The sequence below is a fragment of the Streptomyces sp. CRN 30 genome, assembly GCF_034105845.1.
Map to the genome: position 1 here is coordinate 1 of NZ_JAVRHI010000080.1, position 21,389 is coordinate 21,389.

The 21,389-nt window shown below is 73.7% G+C and carries 21 protein-coding genes; 6 read left to right on the top strand and 15 right to left on the bottom strand.

Annotated elements, in window-relative coordinates; translation table 11 throughout:
• Together UW392_RS07710 and UW392_RS07715 are read right to left on the bottom strand one after the other, a co-directional pair.
• Positions 1 to 706: maltotransferase domain-containing protein (locus UW392_RS07710; RefSeq protein ID WP_320774127.1), on the bottom strand; the 706-nt coding region annotated here is incomplete at its 3' end.
• Positions 707 to 763: 57 nt separating this feature from the next.
• Positions 764 to 1,075: a DUF5133 domain-containing protein gene (locus UW392_RS07715; RefSeq protein ID WP_320774128.1), complete on the bottom strand. Its 312-nt coding sequence runs from the start codon at positions 1,073 to 1,075 to the stop codon at positions 764 to 766.
• Between the two features lie 317 nt (positions 1,076 to 1,392).
• On the opposite strand from UW392_RS07715, the gene UW392_RS07720 reads away from it, so the two are divergent.
• Both UW392_RS07720 and glgX read left to right on the top strand, forming a co-directional pair.
• Positions 1,393 to 1,911 carry a pep a2 gene (locus UW392_RS07720; RefSeq protein ID WP_320774129.1) on the top strand — a complete coding sequence of 173 codons (519 nt, stop codon included), beginning with the start codon at positions 1,393 to 1,395 and terminating at the stop codon, positions 1,909 to 1,911.
• On the top strand, positions 1,908 to 4,064 hold the full coding sequence (gene glgX / locus UW392_RS07725) for a glycogen debranching protein GlgX (RefSeq protein WP_320774130.1): 2,157 nt from the start codon (positions 1,908 to 1,910) through the stop codon (positions 4,062 to 4,064). Before UW392_RS07720 ends, glgX begins: the two co-directional genes overlap by 4 nt.
• 2 nt (positions 4,065 to 4,066) lie before the next feature.
• Here the strand turns inward: glgX and UW392_RS07730 are convergent, their stop codons facing one another.
• Complete coding sequence (locus tag UW392_RS07730; RefSeq protein ID WP_320774131.1) at positions 4,067 to 4,870, bottom strand: VOC family protein; 804 nt, start codon at positions 4,868 to 4,870, stop codon at positions 4,067 to 4,069.
• Between the two features lie 176 nt (positions 4,871 to 5,046).
• Here UW392_RS07730 and UW392_RS07735 point away from each other — a divergent pair, with 176 nt between their 5' ends.
• Positions 5,047 to 5,334 carry an ANTAR domain-containing protein gene (locus UW392_RS07735; RefSeq protein ID WP_320774145.1) on the top strand — a complete coding sequence of 96 codons (288 nt, stop codon included), beginning with the start codon at positions 5,047 to 5,049 and terminating at the stop codon, positions 5,332 to 5,334.
• Between the two features lie 14 nt (positions 5,335 to 5,348).
• On the opposite strand, the gene UW392_RS07740 is transcribed toward UW392_RS07735, so the two are convergent.
• Positions 5,349 to 6,146 carry an RNA polymerase sigma factor SigF gene (locus UW392_RS07740; RefSeq protein WP_320774132.1) on the bottom strand — a complete coding sequence of 266 codons (798 nt, stop codon included), beginning with the start codon at positions 6,144 to 6,146 and terminating at the stop codon, positions 5,349 to 5,351.
• Positions 6,147 to 6,442: 296 nt separating this feature from the next.
• Between UW392_RS07740 and UW392_RS07745 the strand changes: the two genes are divergently transcribed.
• Entirely contained in the window at positions 6,443 to 6,964 is a 522-nt protein-coding gene (locus UW392_RS07745) for a hypothetical protein (RefSeq protein ID WP_320774133.1), read from the top strand.
• A gap of 12 nt (positions 6,965 to 6,976) precedes the next feature.
• Here the strand turns inward: UW392_RS07745 and hemC are convergent, their stop codons facing one another.
• The 3 genes from hemC to UW392_RS07760 all read right to left on the bottom strand — a co-directional run bounded on the left by hemC (position 6,977) and on the right by UW392_RS07760 (position 9,868).
• Positions 6,977 to 7,912 (bottom strand): hydroxymethylbilane synthase, encoded by a 936-nt coding sequence (gene hemC, locus UW392_RS07750; RefSeq protein WP_320774134.1) that lies wholly within the window; start codon positions 7,910 to 7,912, stop codon positions 6,977 to 6,979.
• Positions 7,913 to 7,961: 49 nt separating this feature from the next.
• Positions 7,962 to 8,726, bottom strand: a complete 765-nt coding sequence (locus UW392_RS07755; protein WP_414495747.1) for an NPP1 family protein — start codon at positions 8,724 to 8,726, stop codon at positions 7,962 to 7,964.
• 161 nt (positions 8,727 to 8,887) lie between these two features.
• Entirely contained in the window at positions 8,888 to 9,868 is a 981-nt protein-coding gene (locus tag UW392_RS07760) for an ATP-dependent DNA ligase (RefSeq protein ID WP_320774136.1), read from the bottom strand.
• Positions 9,869 to 10,062: 194 nt separating this feature from the next.
• On the opposite strand from UW392_RS07760, the gene UW392_RS07765 reads away from it, so the two are divergent.
• A complete protein-coding gene (locus UW392_RS07765) occupies positions 10,063 to 10,716 on the top strand; it encodes a TetR/AcrR family transcriptional regulator (protein WP_320774137.1) in 654 nt (217 codons plus the stop codon).
• A 78-nt stretch (positions 10,717 to 10,794) separates the two neighbouring features.
• Here the strand turns inward: UW392_RS07765 and UW392_RS07770 are convergent, their stop codons facing one another.
• Together UW392_RS07770 and UW392_RS07775 are read right to left on the bottom strand one after the other, a co-directional pair.
• Complete coding sequence (locus UW392_RS07770; RefSeq protein WP_320774138.1) at positions 10,795 to 11,850, bottom strand: YncE family protein; 1,056 nt, start codon at positions 11,848 to 11,850, stop codon at positions 10,795 to 10,797.
• A 142-nt stretch (positions 11,851 to 11,992) separates the two neighbouring features.
• Positions 11,993 to 13,786, bottom strand: coding sequence for a hypothetical protein (locus tag UW392_RS07775; RefSeq protein WP_320774139.1), 1,794 nt, complete (start codon positions 13,784 to 13,786; stop codon positions 11,993 to 11,995).
• Positions 13,787 to 13,928: 142 nt separating this feature from the next.
• Between UW392_RS07775 and fes the strand changes: the two genes are divergently transcribed.
• A complete protein-coding gene (gene fes / locus UW392_RS07780) occupies positions 13,929 to 15,203 on the top strand; it encodes an enterochelin esterase (protein ID WP_320774146.1) in 1,275 nt (424 codons plus the stop codon).
• Here the strand turns inward: fes and UW392_RS07785 are convergent.
• The 6 genes from UW392_RS07785 to UW392_RS07810 all read right to left on the bottom strand — a co-directional run.
• Positions 15,130 to 15,900 (bottom strand): 4'-phosphopantetheinyl transferase family protein, encoded by a 771-nt coding sequence (locus tag UW392_RS07785; protein ID WP_320774140.1) that lies wholly within the window; start codon positions 15,898 to 15,900, stop codon positions 15,130 to 15,132. The genes fes and UW392_RS07785 overlap by 74 nt on opposite strands.
• 111 nt (positions 15,901 to 16,011) lie before the next feature.
• Positions 16,012 to 16,206: an MbtH family NRPS accessory protein gene (locus tag UW392_RS07790; RefSeq protein WP_320774141.1), complete on the bottom strand. Its 195-nt coding sequence runs from the start codon at positions 16,204 to 16,206 to the stop codon at positions 16,012 to 16,014.
• On the bottom strand, positions 16,203 to 20,093 hold the full coding sequence (locus UW392_RS07795) for an amino acid adenylation domain-containing protein (protein ID WP_320774142.1): 3,891 nt from the start codon (positions 20,091 to 20,093) through the stop codon (positions 16,203 to 16,205). Before UW392_RS07795 ends, UW392_RS07790 begins: the two co-directional genes overlap by 4 nt.
• Positions 20,090 to 20,317 (bottom strand): phosphopantetheine-binding protein, encoded by a 228-nt coding sequence (locus UW392_RS07800; RefSeq protein ID WP_320774143.1) that lies wholly within the window; start codon positions 20,315 to 20,317, stop codon positions 20,090 to 20,092. The genes UW392_RS07795 and UW392_RS07800 overlap by 4 nt, the downstream gene beginning before the upstream one ends.
• 3 nt (positions 20,318 to 20,320) lie before the next feature.
• Positions 20,321 to 20,953 (bottom strand): isochorismatase family protein, encoded by a 633-nt coding sequence (locus tag UW392_RS07805; protein ID WP_320774144.1) that lies wholly within the window; start codon positions 20,951 to 20,953, stop codon positions 20,321 to 20,323.
• Between the two features lie 31 nt (positions 20,954 to 20,984).
• A partial coding sequence (locus UW392_RS07810) for an AMP-binding enzyme (RefSeq protein ID WP_414495745.1) occupies positions 20,985 to 21,389 on the bottom strand: 405 nt, incomplete at its 5' end.

Below are 21,389 nucleotides of genomic sequence, written 5' to 3' on the forward strand. Positions count from 1 at the left end.
AGCCCATCGCCGCGATCGCCGGGAGGCGGCGGGCGGCGGTGCGGAACGTGCCGTGCGGCCGCTCCGGCGTCCCCTCCGAGCGCGGGAAGAACTCGTACCAGGCGCCGTACAGCGCCCGCTCCCGCTCCACGAGGAGCGGCATCGCGGGGGAGGAGGTGACCAGCTCGCGCAGCGGATGGCGGGCCAGTACCGCCTCCACCTCGGGCGTCAGCGCCGCCGCCAGCCGGGTGGACACCGGCAGCGTGTCGTCGCGCAGCGCCGCCGCGGCGGCCCGGACGAGGGTCCGCCCGGAGCGGTCGGGCACCCCGGCCGCCGCCCACTCGTACAGCTCGGCGCCCTCCTCCAGCACCAGACCCGTGTCGATGCCGGCCGGCACCTTGATCCGCGCGTGCCGGCGCCAGGTGGCCAGCGGATCGCTCCACGCCTCCACCCGGTAGGTCCAGCGCCCCGGCGCCGTCGGGGTGACCTCCGCGCCCCACCGGTCCGTGCCCGGCGCCAGCTCCCGCAGGGGCGTCCACGGTCCCGGCCGCCCCCCGGGGTCCTCGAGCACGACGTTGGCGCCGACCGCGTCGTGTCCCTCCCGGAACACCGTGGCCGACACCTCGAACGCCTCACCCGTCACCGCCTTGGCCGGGCGCCGCCCGCCCTCCACCACCGGGTGGACGTCACGCACCGGGATACGCCCGATCTCCGGGGTCGTGCCCATCGGTTCTCACCTCCGCCGTTGCTGAAGCCGGGTCAGGATCAGGGACCCGGACAGGGATCACACCGCGCCGGAGGGGACCGCACTCCCCGCCGGGGTCAGCCGCTCCACGGCCGACGGGTTCAGTCCTGCCACCAAGGGCCGGTCGTCCCGCTCCTGCACATGGGTGACCAGACCCGCCCGCAGATACCGTTCGGCCGCGTCCGCGGCCTCCCGCGCGCACCGCTTGCCCATCAGCACGCACAGGGTGTAGCCGGAGTCCTCGAACACGGTCCGGGCCGCCAGGTCGGCGGGGGAGGCGAGCATCGACCGTTCCCGGGCCCGGTAACGCCGCAGCTGCCGGGCGACCTCGTCTTTGGCGGGTAGCAGCATGGTGCCGTTCCCTTCCGGGACTCGATGGACGTGTTCCCGACCCTCGGGCGGCACCGCGCGCAGGGGCACGGATCCGTTACGGGCGATCGAGTTCTTCACACATGGTGCACGGACGGCGACGCAGCGTCTTGTTGGATCTTCAACCATAGGTGTCACCCGCGCATCACCCCTCACATGGCCCTCTCGTGTTGCACGAATGGGCTACTGCTCGCAGGCTGGAGTCACTCAGAAGCGATACGCACTCACGCTTCGTGTTCGGGGCTCGTTCCGCCAGGGACGAGAAGGAGCGCGAGCCTCGCGGTGAGGAGCAACCGACGATGAAGACCGCTGTGCCCTGCTACTACCACCTCGACGTGGAAGTGAGCCCGGAACGGGTTCGACAGGTCAAACGCATCCTGGCCGCTCACCTCCGGTACTGGAACCTGGAGAATCTCGTCGAACCCGTCTGCGGCGCCGCCGAGATGCTGCTGCGGGCGATCGACGAGCACGCGAGCGACAAGAACGTCTCCACGGAGATGTGGTGGAACGGCCAGCACCTGATCACGGCCGTCGGCGGCAACGACCACGGGCTCCGCCCCGACCAGGACCTGCGCGGCTGCCTGGAGCACCTCGCCGCCACCAGCGACGGCTGGGGCTGCTGCGCCACCGACACCGGGGCCAAGGTCATCTGGTTCTCGCAGCGCGCCCGCGCCGGCGAGCGCGTCCCGCTGGTCGCGTCCGCGCCGCTGCCCATCACCCAGGAGGGCCTGGAGGTGCCGCGGGAGATGCTGCCCGTGGCCCGGCTGGCCGCCCCGGGCGCCGCGGGCGGCAACGGCCTCCTGGAGGAGGCCCGGTGAGCGCTGCGAGACCCGACTGGAAGGGGGCGCCCGTCTGGAGCGGGCACCCCTACCCGCTGGGCGCCGTCCACGACGGACAGGGCACCAACTTCGCCCTCTTCAGCGAGGTCGCCGAACGCGTCGACCTCGTCCTCGTCGACGAGGACGGCCGCCACCACAGCGTCCCCATGCCCGAGGTCGACGGCTTCGTGTTCCACTGCCGGCTGCCCGGCGTCGGCCCGGGGCAACGTTACGGCTACCGCGTGCACGGGCCTTGGGACCCGGCCGTCGGCCACCGCTGCAACCCGGCGAAGCTGCTCCTCGACCCGTACGCCCGTGCGGTGGACGGCCAGGTGGACAACCACCCCTCGCTGCTGGAGCGGACGCCCGGCCGGCCCGACCCGTCGGACAGCGCCGGGCACACCATGCTCGGCGTGGTCACCGACCCCTCGTTCGACTGGGGCGACGACCGCCCGCCCCGCCGGCCGTACGCCGACACCGTCATCTACGAGGCCCACGTCAAGGGCCTCACCCGCACCCACCCCGACGTGCCGCCCGAACTGCGCGGCACCTACGCGGGGCTCGCGCACCCGGCGATCGTCGAGCACCTGCTCTCGCTGGGCGTGACCGCGGTGGAGCTGATGCCGGTCCACCAGTTCGTGCACGACGGCGTCCTCCAGGCCCGCGGCCTCGCCAACTACTGGGGCTACAACACCATCGGGTTCTTCGCCCCGCACAACGGCTACGCCGCCCACGGCACCCGCGGCCAGCAGGTCACCGAGTTCAAGACGATGGTCAAGGCGCTGCACGAGGCCGGCCTCGAAGTCATCCTCGACGTCGTCTACAACCACACCGCCGAGGGCAACGAGAACGGCCCCACCCTCTCCCTGCGGGGCATCGACAACGCCTCGTACTACCGCCTGGTCGACGGTGACTGGCAGCACTACTACGACACCACCGGCACCGGCAACAGCCTGCTGATGCGCCACCCCTACGTACTCCAGCTGATCATGGACTCGCTGCGGTACTGGGTGACCGAGATGCACGTCGACGGGTTCCGTTTCGACCTCGCGGCCACCCTGGCCCGGCAGTTCCACGAGGTGGACCGGCTCTCGGCGTTCTTCGACCTCATCCAGCAGGACCCGGTGATCAGCCGCGTCAAGCTGATCGCCGAGCCCTGGGACGTCGGCGAGGGCGGCTACCAGGTCGGCAACTTCCCGCCGCTGTGGTCGGAGTGGAACGGCCTCTACCGCGACGCCGTACGGGACTTCTGGCGCGGTGAGGACCACACCCTCGGCGAGTTCGCGTCCCGGCTGACCGGCTCCTCCGACCTGTACCAGCACAGCCGGCGCCGCCCCCGGGCCAGCGTCAACTTCGTCACCGCGCACGACGGCTTCACCCTGCGCGACCTCGTGTCGTACAACGACAAGCACAACGAGGCCAACGGCGAGGACAACGCGGACGGCGAGAACCACAACCGCTCCTGGAACTGCGGCGCCGAGGGCCCGACGAGAGACCCGGCCGTCCGGGAGCTACGCGCCCGGCAGCAGCGCAACCTCCTCGCCACCCTGATGCTCTCGCAGGGCATCCCGATGCTCTGCCACGGCGACGAACTCGGCCGCACCCAGCGCGGCAACAACAACGCCTACTGCCAGGACAGCAGAGTGTCCTGGATCGACTGGAAGCTCACCGCCGAGCAGCGCGGGCTGCTGGACTTCACCCGGCACCTCATCGGACTGCGCGCCGCCCACCCGGTGCTGCGCCGGCGGCGCTACTTCCGCGGCGACACGGTCACCCACGCCGGCCAGCCGCTGCCCGACCTGGTCTGGCTGCGGCCCGACGGCCGGGAGATGACCGACGACGACTGGCGGCGCCCGGACGCGCACGCCGTCGGGGTGTTCCTCAACGGCGACGCCATAGCCGAACCCGACCCGTGCGGCCGGCCGGTCGTCGACGACTCCTTCGTGCTGCTGCTCAACAGCCACTGGGAACCGACGGAGTTCCGGCTGCCGGACGAGTCCTACGGCGAGCGGTGGACCACCCTGGTCGACACCGCCGAGGCGGAGGGCGTCCCGGACGAGGCGGAGCACAAGGCCGGCACCCGGCTCACCGTGGAACCCCGCGCGCTGGTGCTGCTCTCCCGGCCCTCACACACCGGCCGGGAGAGCACATGAGGTCAGGGCTCGCGGCGCACGGTCACCGTGAACCGCGCGCCGTCCGGGTCGCGGAGCACGGCCTCGTCGGCGGCCGACGACAGGACGCTGCCGCCGTGCAGCTCCGCGGCCCGGACGCAGTCCATGACGTCCGGCGCGAAGAAGTGCACCTGCCAGTGCGGCCTGATCGCCGGGTCGGGTGCCGCCTCCAGGGCGCCCGACTCGATCCGCGCCACGGCGTCGCCGGCGCTGCGCAGGACGACCTCGCCGCCCTCGTAGCCGACCTCGCAGGCACCGGGCTTCCCGGTCGCCCAGTCCAGCACCTCGCCGTAGAAGATGGCCGCGTCGAACGCGTCGCGGGTGCGCAGCCGGATGAAGGCCGGCCGGTCGCGGCGCCAGGTCTCCCAGTCGGTGAACAGGTCGCCCTCCCACACGCCGAAGGAGGCGCCGTCGCGGTCGGCGAGGAGCGCCGCCCGGCCCGGCGGGAAGGAGATCGGGCCCACCGCCGCGGTGCCGCCGCGCTCCTGGACCCGGCTCGCCACCAGGTCGGCGTCGGTCACCGCGAAGTACGGCATCCAGGCCACCGCCATCTGCCACTGGGAGGCGACGGCGGCGATCCCGGCGACCGGCGCGCCGTCGGACAGGGCGATCCGGAAGCGGTCGCCGAGCTGTGCCGGTCTCCACTGCCAGCCCAGCACGGCGGAGTAGAACTCCTCGGTGGCCTTGAGATCACGGCTGGTGAGCGTCACCCAGCAGGGGGCCCCGAACACGGAGTGCGTGGAGAGTACGTTCCTCGCGCCGGTGGGGGAGGTCATGTCGTGGTTCATAAAGGTCGCGTCCTGGTCTCGTCCACCGGCAGCCACCGGTTCCTCACCAGTGTCCAGCCGGAACCGCCGCATGCGCCTGCCGAGTACCCCTACGAGACCAGCGAAACGACGCCGGTTGACCCCGGACGGCCCAGTGGCAGGGAGGCAGTGCGGTGACGAGCGCGACCGAGCGGGAGATGCGGGAACAGATACGGCAGTTGCAGGAGGCGGTCGTGTCGCACGCCGTCGTGGACCAGGCGATCGGGGTGGTCGTGGTCCTCGGCCGGGTCGCGCCCGACCAGGGCTGGCTGGTGCTGAAGGAGGTCTCCCAGCACACCAACCTCAAGTTGCGCGGCGTCGCGGAACTGATCCTGGTCTGGGGGCGCACCGGGGCGATGCCGGACGGCGTCCGGACCGCGCTGGAGAGCGCTCTGGACCGCCACGCCCCGGTCCAGGTCCCCGGCGCCCCGCTGTCGGGGGGATGACTCGGCGGGGACCGTCAGGGCGACGACTCGGCGAGGATCTCCTCGCGGAGCCGGGCGAAGCAGCCGCTGAGCAGCCGGGAGACGTGCATCTGGGAGATGCCCAGCTGCTGCGCTATCCGGCTCTGCGTCATGCCGCGGAAGAAGCGCAGGTAGAGGATGGTGCGCTCGCGCTCGGGCAGCGCCATCAGACAGGGCTGGACGGCCACGCGGTCCACCACGGTGTCGAACGCCGGGTCCGGACCGCCGATCGCGTCGCCGAGGGCGTAGCCGTCGGTGCCGGGCATCTCCGCCTCCAGCGACAGCGCGGTGAAGCACTCCAGCGCCTCCATGCCGGCCCGGACCTCGTCCGTGGTCAGCAGCGCGTGGTGGGCTATCTCCTCCAGGGTCGGGGAGCGGCCCGGGGTCGTCTGCGCCAGCTCCTTGGCGGCGCGGCGGACCCGGTTGCGCAGGTCCTGGACCCGGCGGGGGACGTGCAGGGTCCACATGTGGTCGCGGAAGTGCCGTTTGATCTCGCCGGTCACGGTGGGGACGGCATACGCCTCGAAGGCGTGGCCGCGGGCCGGGTCGTAGTGGTCGACGGCCTTCACCAGACCGAGGGCCGCCACCTGGTACAGATCCTCCAGGCTCTCGCCGCGGCCCCGGAAGCGGACGGCGATCCGTTCGGCCATGGGCAGCCAGACCCTGATCAGCTCGTCGCGCAGGGCCTTGCGCTGCGGGCCCTCCGACAGTCCGGCCAGCCGTTCGAAGGCCGCTTTGGTGTCGGGGGCGTCGTCGTGCGGGTGCGATGTGGTTCTGCCGGCGATACGGGTCATGCGCACCTCCCTCGGCAGGGGTGGGCGTGTCCAGGGACGCTCTTTCAAAACAATAAGCCAATTAGAGTGATATGTCCCACTTGCAGCTTGTATGCCAGTCGTCGCTCCGCGTCGCGAACGTGATGTGCGGCACGCTCGCCGAGGCCCCGCGCCCGCCCGCCGGACCGTTCTTCCTGCGCAGCGCTTGATCATCGAACAAAAAGGATGAAAACCCTGGCCACCGCGCATTTGGCTCATTTGACAGTGCACTGAGCACACAGATAGGAAGCAGCTCCAAGAGGTCGAGAGGGTGCAGCGTGTACGAGCCGAACGTGGTCGGGGACTGGCAGGAGTTCGACGAGCACCCCGGACTGCGGGCCCGCGTCCACCGGGTCGAGGTCGGCGAGCCGCCGCGCGGCCGGGACGACGCCGCCGAGGGCCTCACCTACTTCCGTCTCCGCGTCACCGTCGAGAACCGCAGCGAGCGGGCGTTCTGCCTGCACCTGGAGGACGGCCAGATCGACGTGCGGATCGGCCCCGACGGCGAGGGCGCCTTCATCGACTGGCGCAACTCCCAGTTCGTCGAGGGCTTCGACGTCCATCCACTGCGCCGGGCCACCGCCGTCGTGCACGCCGCGGGCGCCGAGGCGGACCTGGCCCGGGTGGACGTCCAGGTACAGCTGCGGATCGACGACGAGTGGACCGGACGGCGGCTGTGGACCGGCGCCGTCGGCGCCGGCCCGGGTCCCGCCGGCACGTGCCCGTCGGCGTCCCGCGAGGAACTGGCCCACCAGCTGACCGCGTTCCTCCGCGACCAGGCCGAAGAGGGCACCGCCTGACCCGGGCGTCCCCTAGTGCGGGATGCCGTCGATGATCTCCCGGGCGCCCTGGCGCAGCAGGGCGACGGCGACCGACGTGCCGAGGGTCTCCGGGTCCAGCCGGCCCGCCCACTCGTGGGCGTTCAGCCGGGTCTTGCCGTCGGGGGTGAAGACACAGGCCCGCAGGGAGAGTTCACCGCCGCGGTCCACGCGCGCGTACCCGGCGATCGGGCTGTTGCAGTGCCCCTGGAGGACGTGCAGGAACATCCGCTCCGCGGCCGCCTCCCGGTGGGTCACCGGATCGCCGAGCGGGGTGACCGCCTCGATCAGCGCGGTGTCGTCCTCACGGCACTGCAGCGCGAGGATGCCCGCGCCGATCGGCGGCATCATCGTCTCGGGCGACAGGATCTCGGTGATCACGTCCGTGCGGCCGATGCGCTCAAGGCCGGAGGCGGCCAGCAGCAGCGCGTCCGCGTCACCGGCCGCGAGCTTCTCCAGCCGCCGGTTGGCGTTGCCGCGGAACGGCACGCACGCCAGATGCGGGTGGGTGGCGCCCAGCTGGGCGATCCGGCGCACCGACGAGGTGCCGATCCGGGTCCCCGGCGGCAGCTCGTCCAGCGGGAGGCCGCCCGGGTGGATCAGCGCGTCCCGGATGTCGTCCCGCCGCAGGAACGCCGCGAACACCGTGCCGGCGGGCAGCGGCCGGTCGGCCGGGACGTCCTTGACGCAGTGCACGGCGAGATCGGCCTCGCCCGCCAGCAGCGCGGCGTCGACCTCCTTGGTGAAGGCGCCCTTGCCCTCGACCTGGGACAGGTCTCCGAGCCACTTGTCGCCGGTGGTCCGCACCGGCACCACCTCGGTGCGCACACCGGGGTGGCGGGCCGTCAGTTCCTCGCGGACCCGGGCCACCTGGGCCAGGGCCATGGGCGAGTCACGGGAGACGATACGGATCAGTTCGGGAACGGACATGCGGACACGATAGTGGCCGCGAGGCCCCCGGACGGGCCGGAGGCGCGGATCAGGCGTACGCGTCGAAGTCGATTCCGGACGGCTTCGCCGACGCGAGGTGCGAGGCGAAGCTCGCGTCCTTCAGGCCGAAGTTCGCGCTGCCGAAGTCGTAGGCGCTCAGCGTGGCACGCAGGCCCGCCGGGTAGCCGTCCCAGCCGACCAGCGTCGGGTACTGCCAGGTGCCCTGGTGGTTCTCCGGCGGCTCGTCGCCCGCGGTCGCCAGCCGGAAGCAGTGCGTGCTGATGCCGTCCTTGTGGTAGACGACCTTGGCGTGGCTGCCGTCGAAGCGGACCGCGGACCGCGCGTGCACGGTGAACGAGCCGTGGTTGGAGGTCGACACGTACTCCACGGCGCCGCCGCGCACCCACACCACGACGTGCTCCCAGTCGTGCCGGTGCCCGCCGATACTGGTCCCGGCGAGCGCCTGGTCCTTCTCGAAGTACAGGCCGTACATGTACGCGCACCAGTCACCGTCGCACTTGGCGCGCGAGTAGCCGTTGGTGTTGGTCAGGTCGGAGGCGTCCCGGCAGTTGCCGTTCAGCGCGCCGGTGGGGTTGAGGCCGCCGTTGACCGAACCGTCGGAACCGATGGCCGGCGTGGGGTAGCAGCCGTCGGTGTCGTAGTCGAAGGCGGGCTGGTAGGCGCTCTCCTGCGCGGTGGCGTTGCCGGGCAGGGCGGGCGGCGGGGCGGCGAAGGCGGTGGCGGGGAAGGCGACGACCAGGGCGGCGGCCCCGGCGAGCGTGCCGAGCCATCTCCTGCGGCGGATGCGGAACATGTTCGAAGACACTGCGACTCCTCAAGGGCGCAGCCCAACGGCTGTGGGGGGACGGGGAGTTCAGCATCCCGTCCGTTCACTCCCGTGCCAAGGGGGTGCGGGCGTCACGGTGGTGAAGGCCGGCCCAACAGTTCCTGATCAGCCCCGCGGTTCACCCCGTGTCACACCAGGTCGTCCGGAATGTCGGCCGCCGACTCCTCGGGCGCCAGGTCGGGCCGCAGCCGCAGCCAGGACGGCTGGCGCAGCATCCCCTCCCGGGTACGGGTGCTGAACCGGACCTCGCCCACCAGCCGGGGCACCACCCAGCGGGCGTCCGGCACCGCCGGCACCGGGTCGAACGGGCATGAGCCGGTCGCCGCGACCCGCAGCAGCCCGGCCAGCTCCGCGCGCTCGGCCTCGCTCCAGCCGGTGCCCACTCCGCCCACGTACCGCAGCCGGCCCGCGGCGCGCTGCCCGACCAGCACCGCCCCGGGCAGACCGGTCAGCCGCCCCCGGCCGGGCAGCCAGCCGCCGATCACGACGTCCTCGCTGCGCAGGTTGCGGATCTTGATCCAGGCCCGGGAGCGGACCCCCGGTTCGTACACCGAGTCCAGCCGCTTGCACACCAGCCCCTCCAGGCCGTGCTCGCGGGTGGCCCGCAGCGCCTCCTCGCCGTGGCCGACCAGTGCCCTCGGCACCGACCAGGCGGGCCCGCCGAGCCCCAGCCCCTCCAGTTCCCCGCGGCGCCGGGCGTACGGCAGCGACAGCAGCGGCCGGCCGGCCAGGTGCAGCGCGTCGAAGAGCACCAGGTGGGCCGGGACCCGTGCCGCGCGCCGCGCCGCCAGGGCCGGGGAGTGCGCGAGGCCCATCCGGGACTGGAGCAGCTGGAAGTCGGCGCGGCCCTCCTCGTCCAGGACGAGGACCTCGCCGTCCAGCACCGCGGGGGTGGTGCCGAGCGCGGCGCCCAGGGGCCGCAGCTCGGGGTAGGCGCCCGTGATGTCGAGACCGGACCGGGCGCGCAGCAGCACACTGCCGTCCCCGGGCAGGTAGGCCACCACCCGCTGGCCGTCCTGCTTGGTCTCGTACGCCCAGCGCGCGTCCCGCGCCGCCGGCGGCAGCGAGCCGGGCGTGGCGAGCATCGGCGGGATCAGGGGCAGCTCCACGCAGGTAGTCCTCGACGCGCCCGGCCGCCGCCACGCGCGGCCGGGGCCGGGTTCGCCTGAACGGCGCCGGTCGCCGGAGCCCCGGCAGCCTGTCGTACTGTACGGAAAGGACGGCCGCCCGACGGCGGTGACCTGCGGCGATCCGAGGGACCGGCCGCCGCGGGACGAGCGGGACGGTCCCGGCGGCGGTGGTCATGGCGGGCAGATCGGTACGGGCGGAGCAGGTGGGCGCGACCCGGCGGCTGATCCTGACCACGGCCGAGCGGCTGTTCGCCGAGCACGGGGTGTACGCGGTCTCCAACCGGCAGGTCAGCGAGGCCGCGGGGCAGGGCAACAACGCCGCCGTCGGCTACCACTTCGGCACCAAGACCGACCTGGTCCGCGCCATCGCCCAGTACCACTCCGTGGGCATCGAGGCCAACCGCGCCCGGCAACTGGCCGCGCTCGGCGCCTCCACGGACGTACGCGACTGGGTGGACTGCCTGGTGCGGCCGCTCTACGACCACCTCGCGTCGCTCGCCGGCCCCACCTGGTACGCGCGGTTCTGCGCGCAGGTCATGACCGACCCGGCGCTGCGGCAGCTCATGGCCGAGGAGTCCTTCACCTCGCCGTCCCTGCGGCCGATCCTCGACGGGCTCTCCCCGTGCCTGCCGGAGCTGCCCGCGCACGTACGGACCGAGCGCGGCGAGATGGCCCGCCACCTGATCGTGCACACGGCCGCCGAGCGGGAACGCGCTCTGGCCGAGGGCGGGCCGACGCCGCGCGCCAGCTGGCAGGAGGCGGCGGACGGGCTGGTCGACGGGATCGTGGGCATGTGGACGGCGCCCGTCACACCGCGCCGCCGCTGAGGAAGACGGACGGCGCCTGTCACACCCGGCCGCTGAGGGAGGCGGGCGGGGTGCGACGGGCGCCGGAGGGGTCGGACGTCAGCGGGCGAGGCGGATCTCGGTGATCGTGTCCTCGGCCGTTCCCGCGCCCGACTTGTCGACCACGTAGGCGGTGCCGTCGGCGACCTCCACGTGGTTGGGGTTGGCCCCGGTGGCGACGGTCTCCTCGACGACGCCCTTCCTCACGTCGACGCGCGTGACGTTCGCGTCGGTGCGGTTGACGACCAGGACGTCGCCGGAGCGCTCGTCGGTGGCGACCGACAGGGCGCCCGCGCCGGTGGCGACCGACTTGGTGACGGCGCCCTTCTTGAGGTCGATCACGGAGAGGGTGCCGGAGGTCTGGTCGGCGGTGTAGGCGGTTTTGCCGTTCTTGGAGAGCGAGACCGAGATCGGGCCGTCGCCGGCCGGGACGAAGCTCGGCGTCGTGGAACCGCGCTTCACCACGATCAGCCGGTCGTTGTTCATGTCGGCGGCGTAGAGCGCGCCGGTCTTCTCGTTCACGGCCAGACCGGTCGGGCTCGCCCCGTCGACGGTGACGCGCTCCTTCTCCTTCAGGGACTTGCTGTCGAAGGCGACCAGGGTGCCGTCGCTGAAGCCGCTGGCCCAGACCGTGTTGTGCTTCTCGTCCACGACGATCTCGCGGGCGTGGCCCACGTTCGGCAGGGTGGCGAGGTGCTCGCCGGTGCGCTGGCTGTAGACCGACACCGTGTTGTTGCGGGTGTTGGTGGTCCAGACGGTGTTGTGCTCGTCGTCCACGGCGACGCCGTAGACGGCCTCCACGGCACCGGTGGCGGTGTCGGTGACCGGCGGCGTGATGTCCGACTTGACCGTGAGGGTCCTGGGGTCGACCTTCAGCAGGTGGGACTCGGTGACCGGCGGGCGGCCGACGGCGGCGGTGACCCACAGCACGTTGTTCCGCTCGGAGTAGGACGACTGGTACAGGCCCTTGGTGAGCGAGGCGGTTTTGACCGACGAGCCGCTGCTGTGCGCCGAGGCGGTGCCCGCCAGGGTCAGGACGCTGCCGGCGGCGACCGCCACGGCGACGGCCGAGGCGACCGCGGTGCGGCGGTGGGTGCGAGTGCCGGTGAGGGACATGGTGGGAGAACTCCCTTGCTGAGAACCGGTACGGGACCGGCGGTACCGGAGGTACCTGTGAGTTGCTGGGTGCTGCGGTGCTGCGGTGCTGCGGTGCTGCGGGGAAAGTGGCTTGCGGGGACGCCGGGGGCGTCCGTGGGGCTCAGGCGGTCGCGGGCGGCGTGGTGCGGCGGCGGACGACCATGAGCGTGGTGGCCGCGGCTCCGGCGGCTCCGCCGACCGCTGCCGCCGCGGCGGCCCAGGCGACGGTCGCGACGGAGACGGAGCCGTCGGGCGAGGCGGCGACGAGGCTGCCCGCGGCCTCCGGGGCGGTGGTGGAGGAGGTGCCGGCCGAACCGGCCCCCGCGGCGGCCGCGTCCACGGTGAACTCGACCTTCAGCGAGGTCGGCGGGTCGGGCGCCAGGAAGCGCAGCCAGTGGGCGCCGGCGGAGGTGTCCGCGGGGACGGTCACGTCACCCTCGTAGGAACCCTTCGCGTCGGTCTTCCACTGGCCGAGGATGGCCTCGTCGTCGAGTTTGACCGTCACCTGCTTCCCGGCCGGGAACTTGGTGACCACGAAGTGCAGGGTGCCGCCGGGCTGCACCTCGCTCGCGGTGATCTCTGCCTTGGCGCCGGCGTCGTTGGTGGCGCTCGCCGGTGCGCCGGAGGCCGCCGGGACGGGGGTCGCGGAGCCGCCCGAGGCGCCGGACGCGGAACCGCCCGCGCTGACGGCGGACGCGGCGGTGCCGGACGTCACCGTGAAGTCGGCGCGCAGGCTGGTCGGCGGGTTCGGGGCGAGGAAGCGCAGCCAGTGGGCGCCCTTCGTGGCGTCCGAGGGCACGGTGACGGAGCCGGAGTACGACCCGTCGGAGCCTACGGTCCACTGGCCGAGGATCTTGCTGTCGTCCAGTTTGACGGTGAGCTGCTGCCCGGCGGGGAAGCCGGTCACCCGGAAGGAGACCTTGCCGCCGGCGGCGACGCGGGAGCCGCCGGTGATGGCGGCGGAGGTGCCGGAGGCCGCCGAGGACGAACTGCCGGACGACCCCGAGCCGGACGACCCGGAACCGGAAGATCCCGAGCCCGACGATCCCGATCCCGACGATCCGGAGGAGCCCGATCCCTCGCCGGACGACCCGCCCGACCCGGACGACCCGCCCGACCCGCCCGATCCGGACCCCGACGTCACCGTGAAGTCCGCCTTCAGGCTGGTCGCCGGGTCGGGCGCCAGGACCCGCAGCCAGTGCGCACCGGCGGCGGTCGACTTCGGCACGGTCACCGTGCCGGAGAAGGTCCCGTCGGACTTCACCGCGCCCTTCCACTGGCCGAGGATCTCGCTGTCGTCCAGCTTCACCGTGACGTCCTGGCCCTTGACGAACCCGGAGAGGGCGAAGGAGACCTTGCCGCCCGCGGCGGCCTTGCCGCCGCCGGTCAGTTCCACGGCGGGGTCGGCGGCGGGGGCGGTCGTCTTCGTGGGCGCCGGGGTGGGTGTGGGCGTGGGTGTCGGGGTCGGGGTGGGGCTCGCGGCGGCGGTGACCGTCAGGCTCTCGCTCTTCACGCTCGTCTGGGGAGCGAGGAACCGCAGCCAGTGGCCGCCGCCCGCGGCGGTGCCGGCGGGGATCGTCACCGTGTCCGAGACGCCGCCGTCGTCGCCGATCGTGAACTGCTGAAGCAGGGTGGCGTCGTCGAGCTTGACGCTCAGCGTGCCGCCGGCCGGGAAGCCGGTGACGGTGAACGGAACCTCGCCGCCCGCCCGCACGGAGGTGGCGCCCAGGGTGACCGCGGGAGCGGTCGTGTCCGCCGCCAGAGCCACCGTGTCGGTGACGCCCGCACCGTCGGCGCCGGCGGCGGCCAGCGGTACGGCGACGAGGGCCCCGAGGCCCAGGGTGGCACCGGCGGTCAGGGCGACCACGCGGCCCAGCCGGGCACCGGAGGGCGAAGCGGATCTGTCAGAGGTCATGATGGCTGCTCCTGGCAGGCGAACGTCCCCGGAAGGACGCTTGAGGAGGGAGCACGTTGGGGGCGGCGGACAGCCGGCGCCAAAGGCGACGTGCGATCAAGTAAGGTAAGGCTAACCTAATCTGAAGATCGTGAGCAGTCAAATGGATCCCGCACGCAACCTCCTCGCCGCGCCGCCCCGCGACACGCCGCACCACCCGCCCCGGCTGCCCCGCCCGCATCCCGTGCCTCGGCTCACGGAGCCCGTGTGCGAACTGCCGGGCCCCGACGGGACCGAGGAGTTCTGGACCGAGGTCGGCCGCCTGGGCACGCCCCTGGTCGGGCCCGACCCGCGGGGCGATCCCGGCCACCGCGCGGTGACGTTCCTGTGGCGGGGCACCCCGGCCACCCGGGCCGTCGAACTGCTGCCCAACAAGCTGGGCGACCCGCGCGCCCCCGAGGGCAACCTGATGGAGAACGCGCCGGGCACGGACGTGTGGCACCTCACCCTGCGGCTGCGGCACGACTGGCGCGGAACCTACGACGTGCACCCCGACGAGGGCGACCCCGGCCTCGTCCCCGGCACGCCCGACTACTGGCGGCGGCTGCGCGCCCGCCCGCGCACCGACCCGTTCAACCCGCGCGTGCTGCCCCGCCGCTGGGGCGGCGGCCCGGTCGCGTACGCCGAACTCCCGGGCGCCCCCGACGCGTCCGGCTGGCGGCCCCGTCCGGACGTCGCGCGCGGCACCCTCACCGAACACCGGGTGCCCTGCGCCCTGCCGGGCGGGGACCGCCGGGTGTGGCTCTACGCGCCCCCCGGTGCACGGCGGCCCGCCGACGGCCTTCCGGTACTGGTCCTGCTGGACGGCGAGCACTGGGGCCCCCGGCTCGGACTGCGGCACCTGCTGGACAACCTGATCGCCGACGGACGGATCCCGCCGCTGGCCGCCGTGCTGCCCGAGGCCGTGGACGAACCCACCCGCTGGGCGGAGCTGAGCTGCCGGCCCGAGTACGTCGCGCACCTCGCGGACGAACTGCTGCCGTGGGCGGCGGGGCACCTCCCGGTCACCGCCGACCCGGCGCGCACCGTCGTCGCCGGGCAGAGCCTCGGCGGGCTCACCGCCGCCTACGCGGCCGTGGCGGCGCCGCACCGCTTCGGCAACGCCCTCGTCCAGTCGGGCTCGTTCTGGTGGCCCGCCGGGGAGCACGCCGAGTGGCTGACGGGAGCGCTCGCGCGGGCGCCCCGGCTGCCGGTGCGGTTCCGGCTCTCCTTCGGCGAACAGGAGTGGGTCGCCTTGCCCGCCGCCCGCCGGCTGCGCGACACGCTGCGCACGCGCGGGTACGACGACTCCTCCTACCGGGAGTTCAACGGCGGCCACGACTACCTGTGCTGGCGCACGGAACTCGCCGACGGCCTCGTGGAGCTCCTGGGCCGCTGACCCGCACCGGGTCGCGCACCACACAGGCGGCGGCCCACCCCGCCGGCACCTCCACGTCGGTGACGGTCCAGCCGGGCAGCCCGGCGGGGCGGACGCCGGTGCCGAGGAAGTGCCCGCGCAGGGCGTCACCGGACAGCCCCTCGCCGGTCGCCTTCAGGTACGCCTCCTTCCGCGTCCAGCAGCGCGCGAACGCGCCGGGGCGCGCCCCGGCGGAGAGCAGCGCCAGCTCCGCGCGTTCGGCGCGGTGCAGCGACCGGGCCGCGTCCTCGGCGAGGCGCGGTTCGGGCACCCGCTCGACATCCACGCCGACCGGCCGGGCGGCCAGCGCCACCAGGGCGAGACCCGCGGTGTGCGAAAGGGAGAAGTGCACGGCGTCCCCGGCGGAACCGGCCACGGCGGGGCGGCCGTGCGGGCCGCCGCAGCCGGGACAGGGCAGCCGGGTCAGCTCCACCTCGGCGGGCGGAACGCCGAGCCGGTCACCGAGCAGCCGCCGCAGCGCGCCGTGCGCGGCCACGTACAGCGCCCGCTCGGCGGGCCGCCGCAGTGCCGCCGCCCGGCGCCGCTCGGCGGCGTCGAGGACGTCGAGGAGCGCCACGTCGGGCGGCGCGTCCGGCGCGGGAGCGCGGACGGTCCACAGGGACGCGCCCAGCCGCTCCGCGGCCGCCACGCACACGGCCACCCCGGCGGCCGTACTCATGACCGGCCCTCCCGCGCCGTGCTCATGAACGCCCCGCCCGCGCCGAACTCCGGACCGGCCCCCACACGCCGCGTCCACGCACTGCTGACGACCGCTCCTCGCACTCCGTGCTCACGGCCGGTCCGTCGTCAGCCGGGTGAGGCACGTCGCGTGCGGGGCCGGGCCGGAGAGGGCGGTCCAGCCGGCCGGTACCGCGCGCCAGGCCGGCCACAGGGACCGCAGCCCCCCGGCGTTCACCAGCACCAGGTGGCTCGCCCGGCCGTCGTCCGGCCCCGCGTCGAAAGGGCTCGCGGTGTCGGCGCTCATGCGTCCAGCTCCTTGAGGCGGGCGGTGAGGACCGCGGCGATGTCGTCGAGGTACCGGTCCCGCATCAGCTGCGGATGGGTGCAGTCCAGATCGAGGTTGACGATCTCCCCGGTGACGTACGGGCGCCAGGACTCACGGGTCAGCCAGTCCTCGGCGCGCGGCGCGGCGGCCGTGAAGAAGAGCACGTCACCGTCGTAGGCCCGGTGGGTGTGCTCGCGCATCATGCGGGCGTGGTTGGGGACGATGTCGACGATCCGGGACAGGGCGCGGTCGGTGAGCCCGGCCAGCGGGCTGCCCGCCGCGCGCAGGGTGGCGAGCACGTCCTCGCGGGTGCGTTCCCCGGTGCGGTCGAAGCCCGCCATGCGCAGGACGGCGGTGAGCGCGTCGCCCTCCTCGGGCGCGGGCCGCTCCCGCCACTGCTCGGCGGGGAACGCGTCGAGCAGCGCGAGGAGTTCGACCTCCTCGCCGGCCTCCTGGAGCAGTACCGCGACGGTGTGCGCGAGGACGCCGCCGACCGACCAGCCCACCAGGCGGTACGGGCCGTGCGGCCGGACCTCCCGGATGCGGGCCGCGTACTCCTCGGCCTCCTCCTGGAGCGTGCGCGGCAGTTCCTCGTCGCCGACGAGCCCGCGGGCCTGGAGGCCGTACACCGGCTGCCCCGGTCCGAGCCGCGCGGTCAGTCCCGCGTAGCACCAGGCCAGGCCGCCCGCCGGGTGGATGCCGAACAGCGGGGTCGCGTCGCCCTCGGTGCGCAGCGGCAGGACGATGCCGAGGGCGTCGTCGGCGGCGGGCGCGGCGGCGTCCAGGCGGGCCGCGAGCGCGGCCGGGGTCGGTGCCTCGAACAGCGAGCCGATGGTCAGCTCGGTGCCGAACTCCTCCCGGACCCGCCCGACCAGCCGTACCGCGAGCAGTGAGGTGCCGCCCAGGTCGAAGAACGCGTCGTCGGGACCGACCCCGTCGGCGCCGAGCACCTCGGCGAACAGGGCGGTCAGCGCCTCTTCGCGGGCGGAGGCGAACGGCCGCGCGCCGCCCTCGCCCGCGAAGACCGGGTCGGGCAGCTCACGGCGGTCCAGCTTGCCGTTGGGGGAGAGCGGGAACGTCTCCAGCGCGACCACGGCCGCCGGGACCATGTGCTCGGGCAGCTCACGGGCGAGCGCCGCCCGCGCCCCGGCGGGGTCGGCGTCGCCGGTGATCCAGCCGACGAGCCGGTCCTCGCGGACCAGCGCGCAGGCCGCGTCCACGCCGGGCAGGGCCGTCAGCGCGGCCTCGATCTCGCCGAGTTCGATGCGCTGGCCGCGCAGCTTGACCTGGTGGTCGGTGCGGCCGAGGTACTCCACCTCGCCCTGCTCCGTCCAGCGGGCCAGGTCACCGGTGCGGTACATACGGGTCCCCGCGGGGCCGAACGGGTCGGCGACGAACCGCGTCGCGTTCAGCTCCGGGCGGCCGAGATAGCCGACGGCGAGCTGCGCGCCCGCCAGGTACAGCTCGCCCGGCACGCCGGGCGGGCAGGGCTGGAGCGCGGCGTCCAGGACGTGCAGGCGGGTGTTCCACACCGGCCGGCCGATCGGCACCGGACCGGAGTCCGCCGGGTCGCACCGGTGGTAGGTGACATCGACGGCGGCCTCGGTCGGCCCGTACAGGTTGTGCAGCTCCACCCCCGCCAGCGTCCGCGCGAAGACCCGCGCGGTCTCGCGGGGCAGCGCCTCGCCGCTGCAGAACACCCGGCGCAGCACGTCCGCGCAGCCCGCGGCCTCCGCCGCGCCCAGGAACACCTGGAGCATCGACGGCACGAAGTGGCAGGTGGTGACGGAGCGTTCGCGGATCAGCCGAGCCAGGTACACCGGGTCCTTGTGGCCGCCGGGCGCGGCGACGACCAGCGTCGCGCCCTCGCGCAGCGGCCAGAAGAACTCCCACACCGACACGTCGAACGACGACGGCGTCTTCTGCAGCACCCGGTCGGCCGGGGTCAGCCCGTACTCGGCCTGCATCCAGCGCAGCCGGTTGTCGATCGCCCGGTGCGGCACGACGACGCCCTTGGGGCGGCCCGTCGAACCGGAGGTGTAGATGACGTACGCCGGGTGCGCGGGGGTGAGGGCGCGGGCCGGGTCCGTCCACGCGTACCCGGAGGTGTCCAGGCCGTCCAGGACGACGACCTCGGTGGCGGTGTCCGCCGGGAGGCGCCCGGCGCGGTCGGTGACCGCGCACACCGGCGCCGCGTCGTCGAGCATGTACGCGAGCCGCTGCGCCGGGTACTCCGGGTCCAGCGGCAGGTACGCGGCGCCCGCCTTGACCACGGCGAGCAGCGACACGATCAGCTCCACCGAGCGCGGTACCGACACCGCGACCACGGTGCCGGGGCGGGCGCCGAGGGACTGCAGGTGCCGGGCGAGCCGGTTGGCGCGGGCGTTCAGCTCCGCGTAGGTCAGCGCGGTGTCCTCGAAGACCAGCGCGGTGGCGTCCGGGGTGCGGGCCGCCTGCGACTCGATCGGGCCGATCAGCGTGGTCGGCGGCAGGGCGCGCTCGGTACGGTTGAACTCCTCGGTCACCAGCAGCCGTTCGGCGGGCGTGGCGATGGAGTGGGTGCCGAGCGCGGTGTGCGGGTCGGCGTCGGCGAGCCGGTCCACCAGGTGCAGGAACCGCTCCTGGTGCGCGGCGAGGTCGCCGTCCCCGTACAGGGCGGGGTTGCCGTCGTGGTCGATGCGCAGCCCGCGGCCGTCGGCGCGGTCGTAGATGTTGACGGTGAGGTCGTCGACCGGCCCGGCGGACAGGTTCCGGGCGCGCGCCGGGGTGCCCGCGAAGTCCACGCCGTAGTCGAACGGCATGACGTTGACGAGCGGTCCGACCAGGGCCCGGCTCTCGCCCAGCAGCCCCAGGTCGCGGCGGATGTCCTCGTAGCGGTAGCGCTGGTGGCGGCGGACCGCGCGGATGCCGAGGACGACCTGCCGCACCAGTTCGGCGAAGGTCGCGTCGGGGGAGACGGCCAGCCTGAGCGGCAGCACGTTCATCACCATGCCGGGCACGCGCAGCGCCACCGACCCCATACGGCCCATCATCGGCAGGCCGAGGACGACGTCGGTACGGGCCGTGGCGCGGGCGGTGTACAGGGCCTGCGCGGCGATCAGCACGTCCGGCCAGGTCGCCCGCAGCCGCCCGGCCAGCTCTTTGAGCCGGTCGGTGGTCTCCGGCGACAGGTAGGCGGTGCGGCGGTGGAACGTACGGGAGGGCAGCGCCCCGCGGCCGGCCAGCCGGGGTGCCTCCGGGCGGTCCCCGAAGCCTTCCGTCCAGTGCGCGCGGTCGGCCTCGAAGGCCGCCGAGGACCGGTAGGCGGCGTCGTCGGCGACGAGGTCGGCGAGGTTCTTGAAGGTGCGCGGCGGGGGCTCCTCGCCGCGGGCCAGCGCCGAGTACACCTCGCCGGTGCGCCGCACCAGCAGTGAGTAGCCGTAGCCGTCCATGACGAGGTGGTGGATGCGCTGGTACCACAGCCACCGGTCCGCGCCGACGCGGAAGAGCGCGTGCCGGAAGAGCGGACCTGAGGCCAGGTCGAACGGCTCGGCGAGGTCGGCCCGCATCCACGCCTCGGCCTGCTCGGGAGTGTCCGACTCCCTTACGGTCAGCGGCAGTTCGACGCTCGGCGCGATGTGCTGCCGGGGCCCGTCGGGGGTGTCCTCGACGCGCACGCGCAGCGAGTCGGCCTCGGCGGTCACCCGGGCGAGCGCCGCCGCGAACAGCACGGGGTCGAGCGGCCCGTCGATCTCCAGGCACTCGGCGGTGTTCTGCGCGGGGCTGAGCGGGTCGAGGGCCTGGGCGTACCACATGCCCGACTGGGCCGCCGTCAGCGGCAGCACGGCGGGCGCGACGGGGGCGCCGAGGCCGGCCGTGGCTGTCATGCCGCCCCCAGCAGCGGTACCCAGGCCTCGATGGCCGGCTGCTCGGCCAGGTCGGCGAAGTCGGCGCGCACGGCGTGCTCGCGGCGCCAGCGCTCCAGCAGCGCCATGATGCGGACCGAGTCCAGGCCGTAGTCGACCAGGTTCTCGTCGACGGGGATGTCCGAGGGGTCCTCACCGAGGCAGTCGGCGACCTCGGTGCGTATCAGGTCGAGGGTGAGCGCCATGCCTCAGACCTCCTTGAGAAGTGTGTCGGTGGTGGTCACGACCGCGCAGCGGCCGGCGGCCCAGCGCAGTGCCATGTCGTGGTCCGCGCGGGAGAAGTCGGCGACGGCGTCCGCGACGACGAACGCCCGGATGTCGCGCTGCCAGGCGTCGGCCGCGGTCATCAGCACCCCGATATGCGCGTACACACCGGCGATGACGAGCTGGTCGCGGCCCTGCTCGCGCATCAGGTCGGCGAGTTCGGTGCGGACGAACGCGCTGTACTTCCACTTGGTCAGCACCGTGTCCCCGTCCGCCGGGGCCACGGTCTCGGGCGTGGCGAGCTTCGCGGGGTCGTCGGCGACGCCGGGACCCCAGAAGTCCAGCTGGAGGCCGCGCTGCTCGGGGGTCTGGCCGCCGCGCTGGGCGGAGTAGACGACCGGCACGCCGAGGCGGCGGAACTCCGTCAGCAGGCGCGCGGTGTTGGCGAGCATGCCGGTCAGCGGCTGCTCACCGGCGGGGAACGCGCCGAGGAAGTGCTGCTGGAGGTCGTGCACGAGCAGGACGGCACGCGCCGGGTCCACGGTCCAGGACACGCGGTTGGCGGGAAGCTCCTCCGGTGCCGGGAGCGGGTAGGGGGCGATGGCGGGAAGCGCCATGGGGGGAGTCCTCTCGTAAGCGGGGGAGCGGTCAGGACTGCTCGGCGGCGGACCGCAGGTGCTTCTTGCTGACCTTGCCCACGCCGGTCTGCGGGAAGGCGTCGACGAACTCGACGAGGTCGGGAACCTTGTAGGCGGCGATGCCGCGTTCGCGGACGAACCGTTTGATCGCGACCGGCTTCAGCGGCTCGGCGTCCTTGCGCAGGATCACGTAGGCCAGGGAGCGCTCGCCGAGGTACTCGTCGGGGACCGAGACCACGGAGACGTCGTGCACGGACGGATGGGCGAGGACGATGTTCTCGACCTCCTCGGGTGCGATCTTCTCGCCGCCGCGGTTGATCTGGTCCTTCGCGCGGCCCTCGACGACGAGGTGGCCGGTGGGGGTGCGGCGGACGATGTCGCCGGTGCGGTAGAAGCCGTCCTCGGTGAAGGAGCG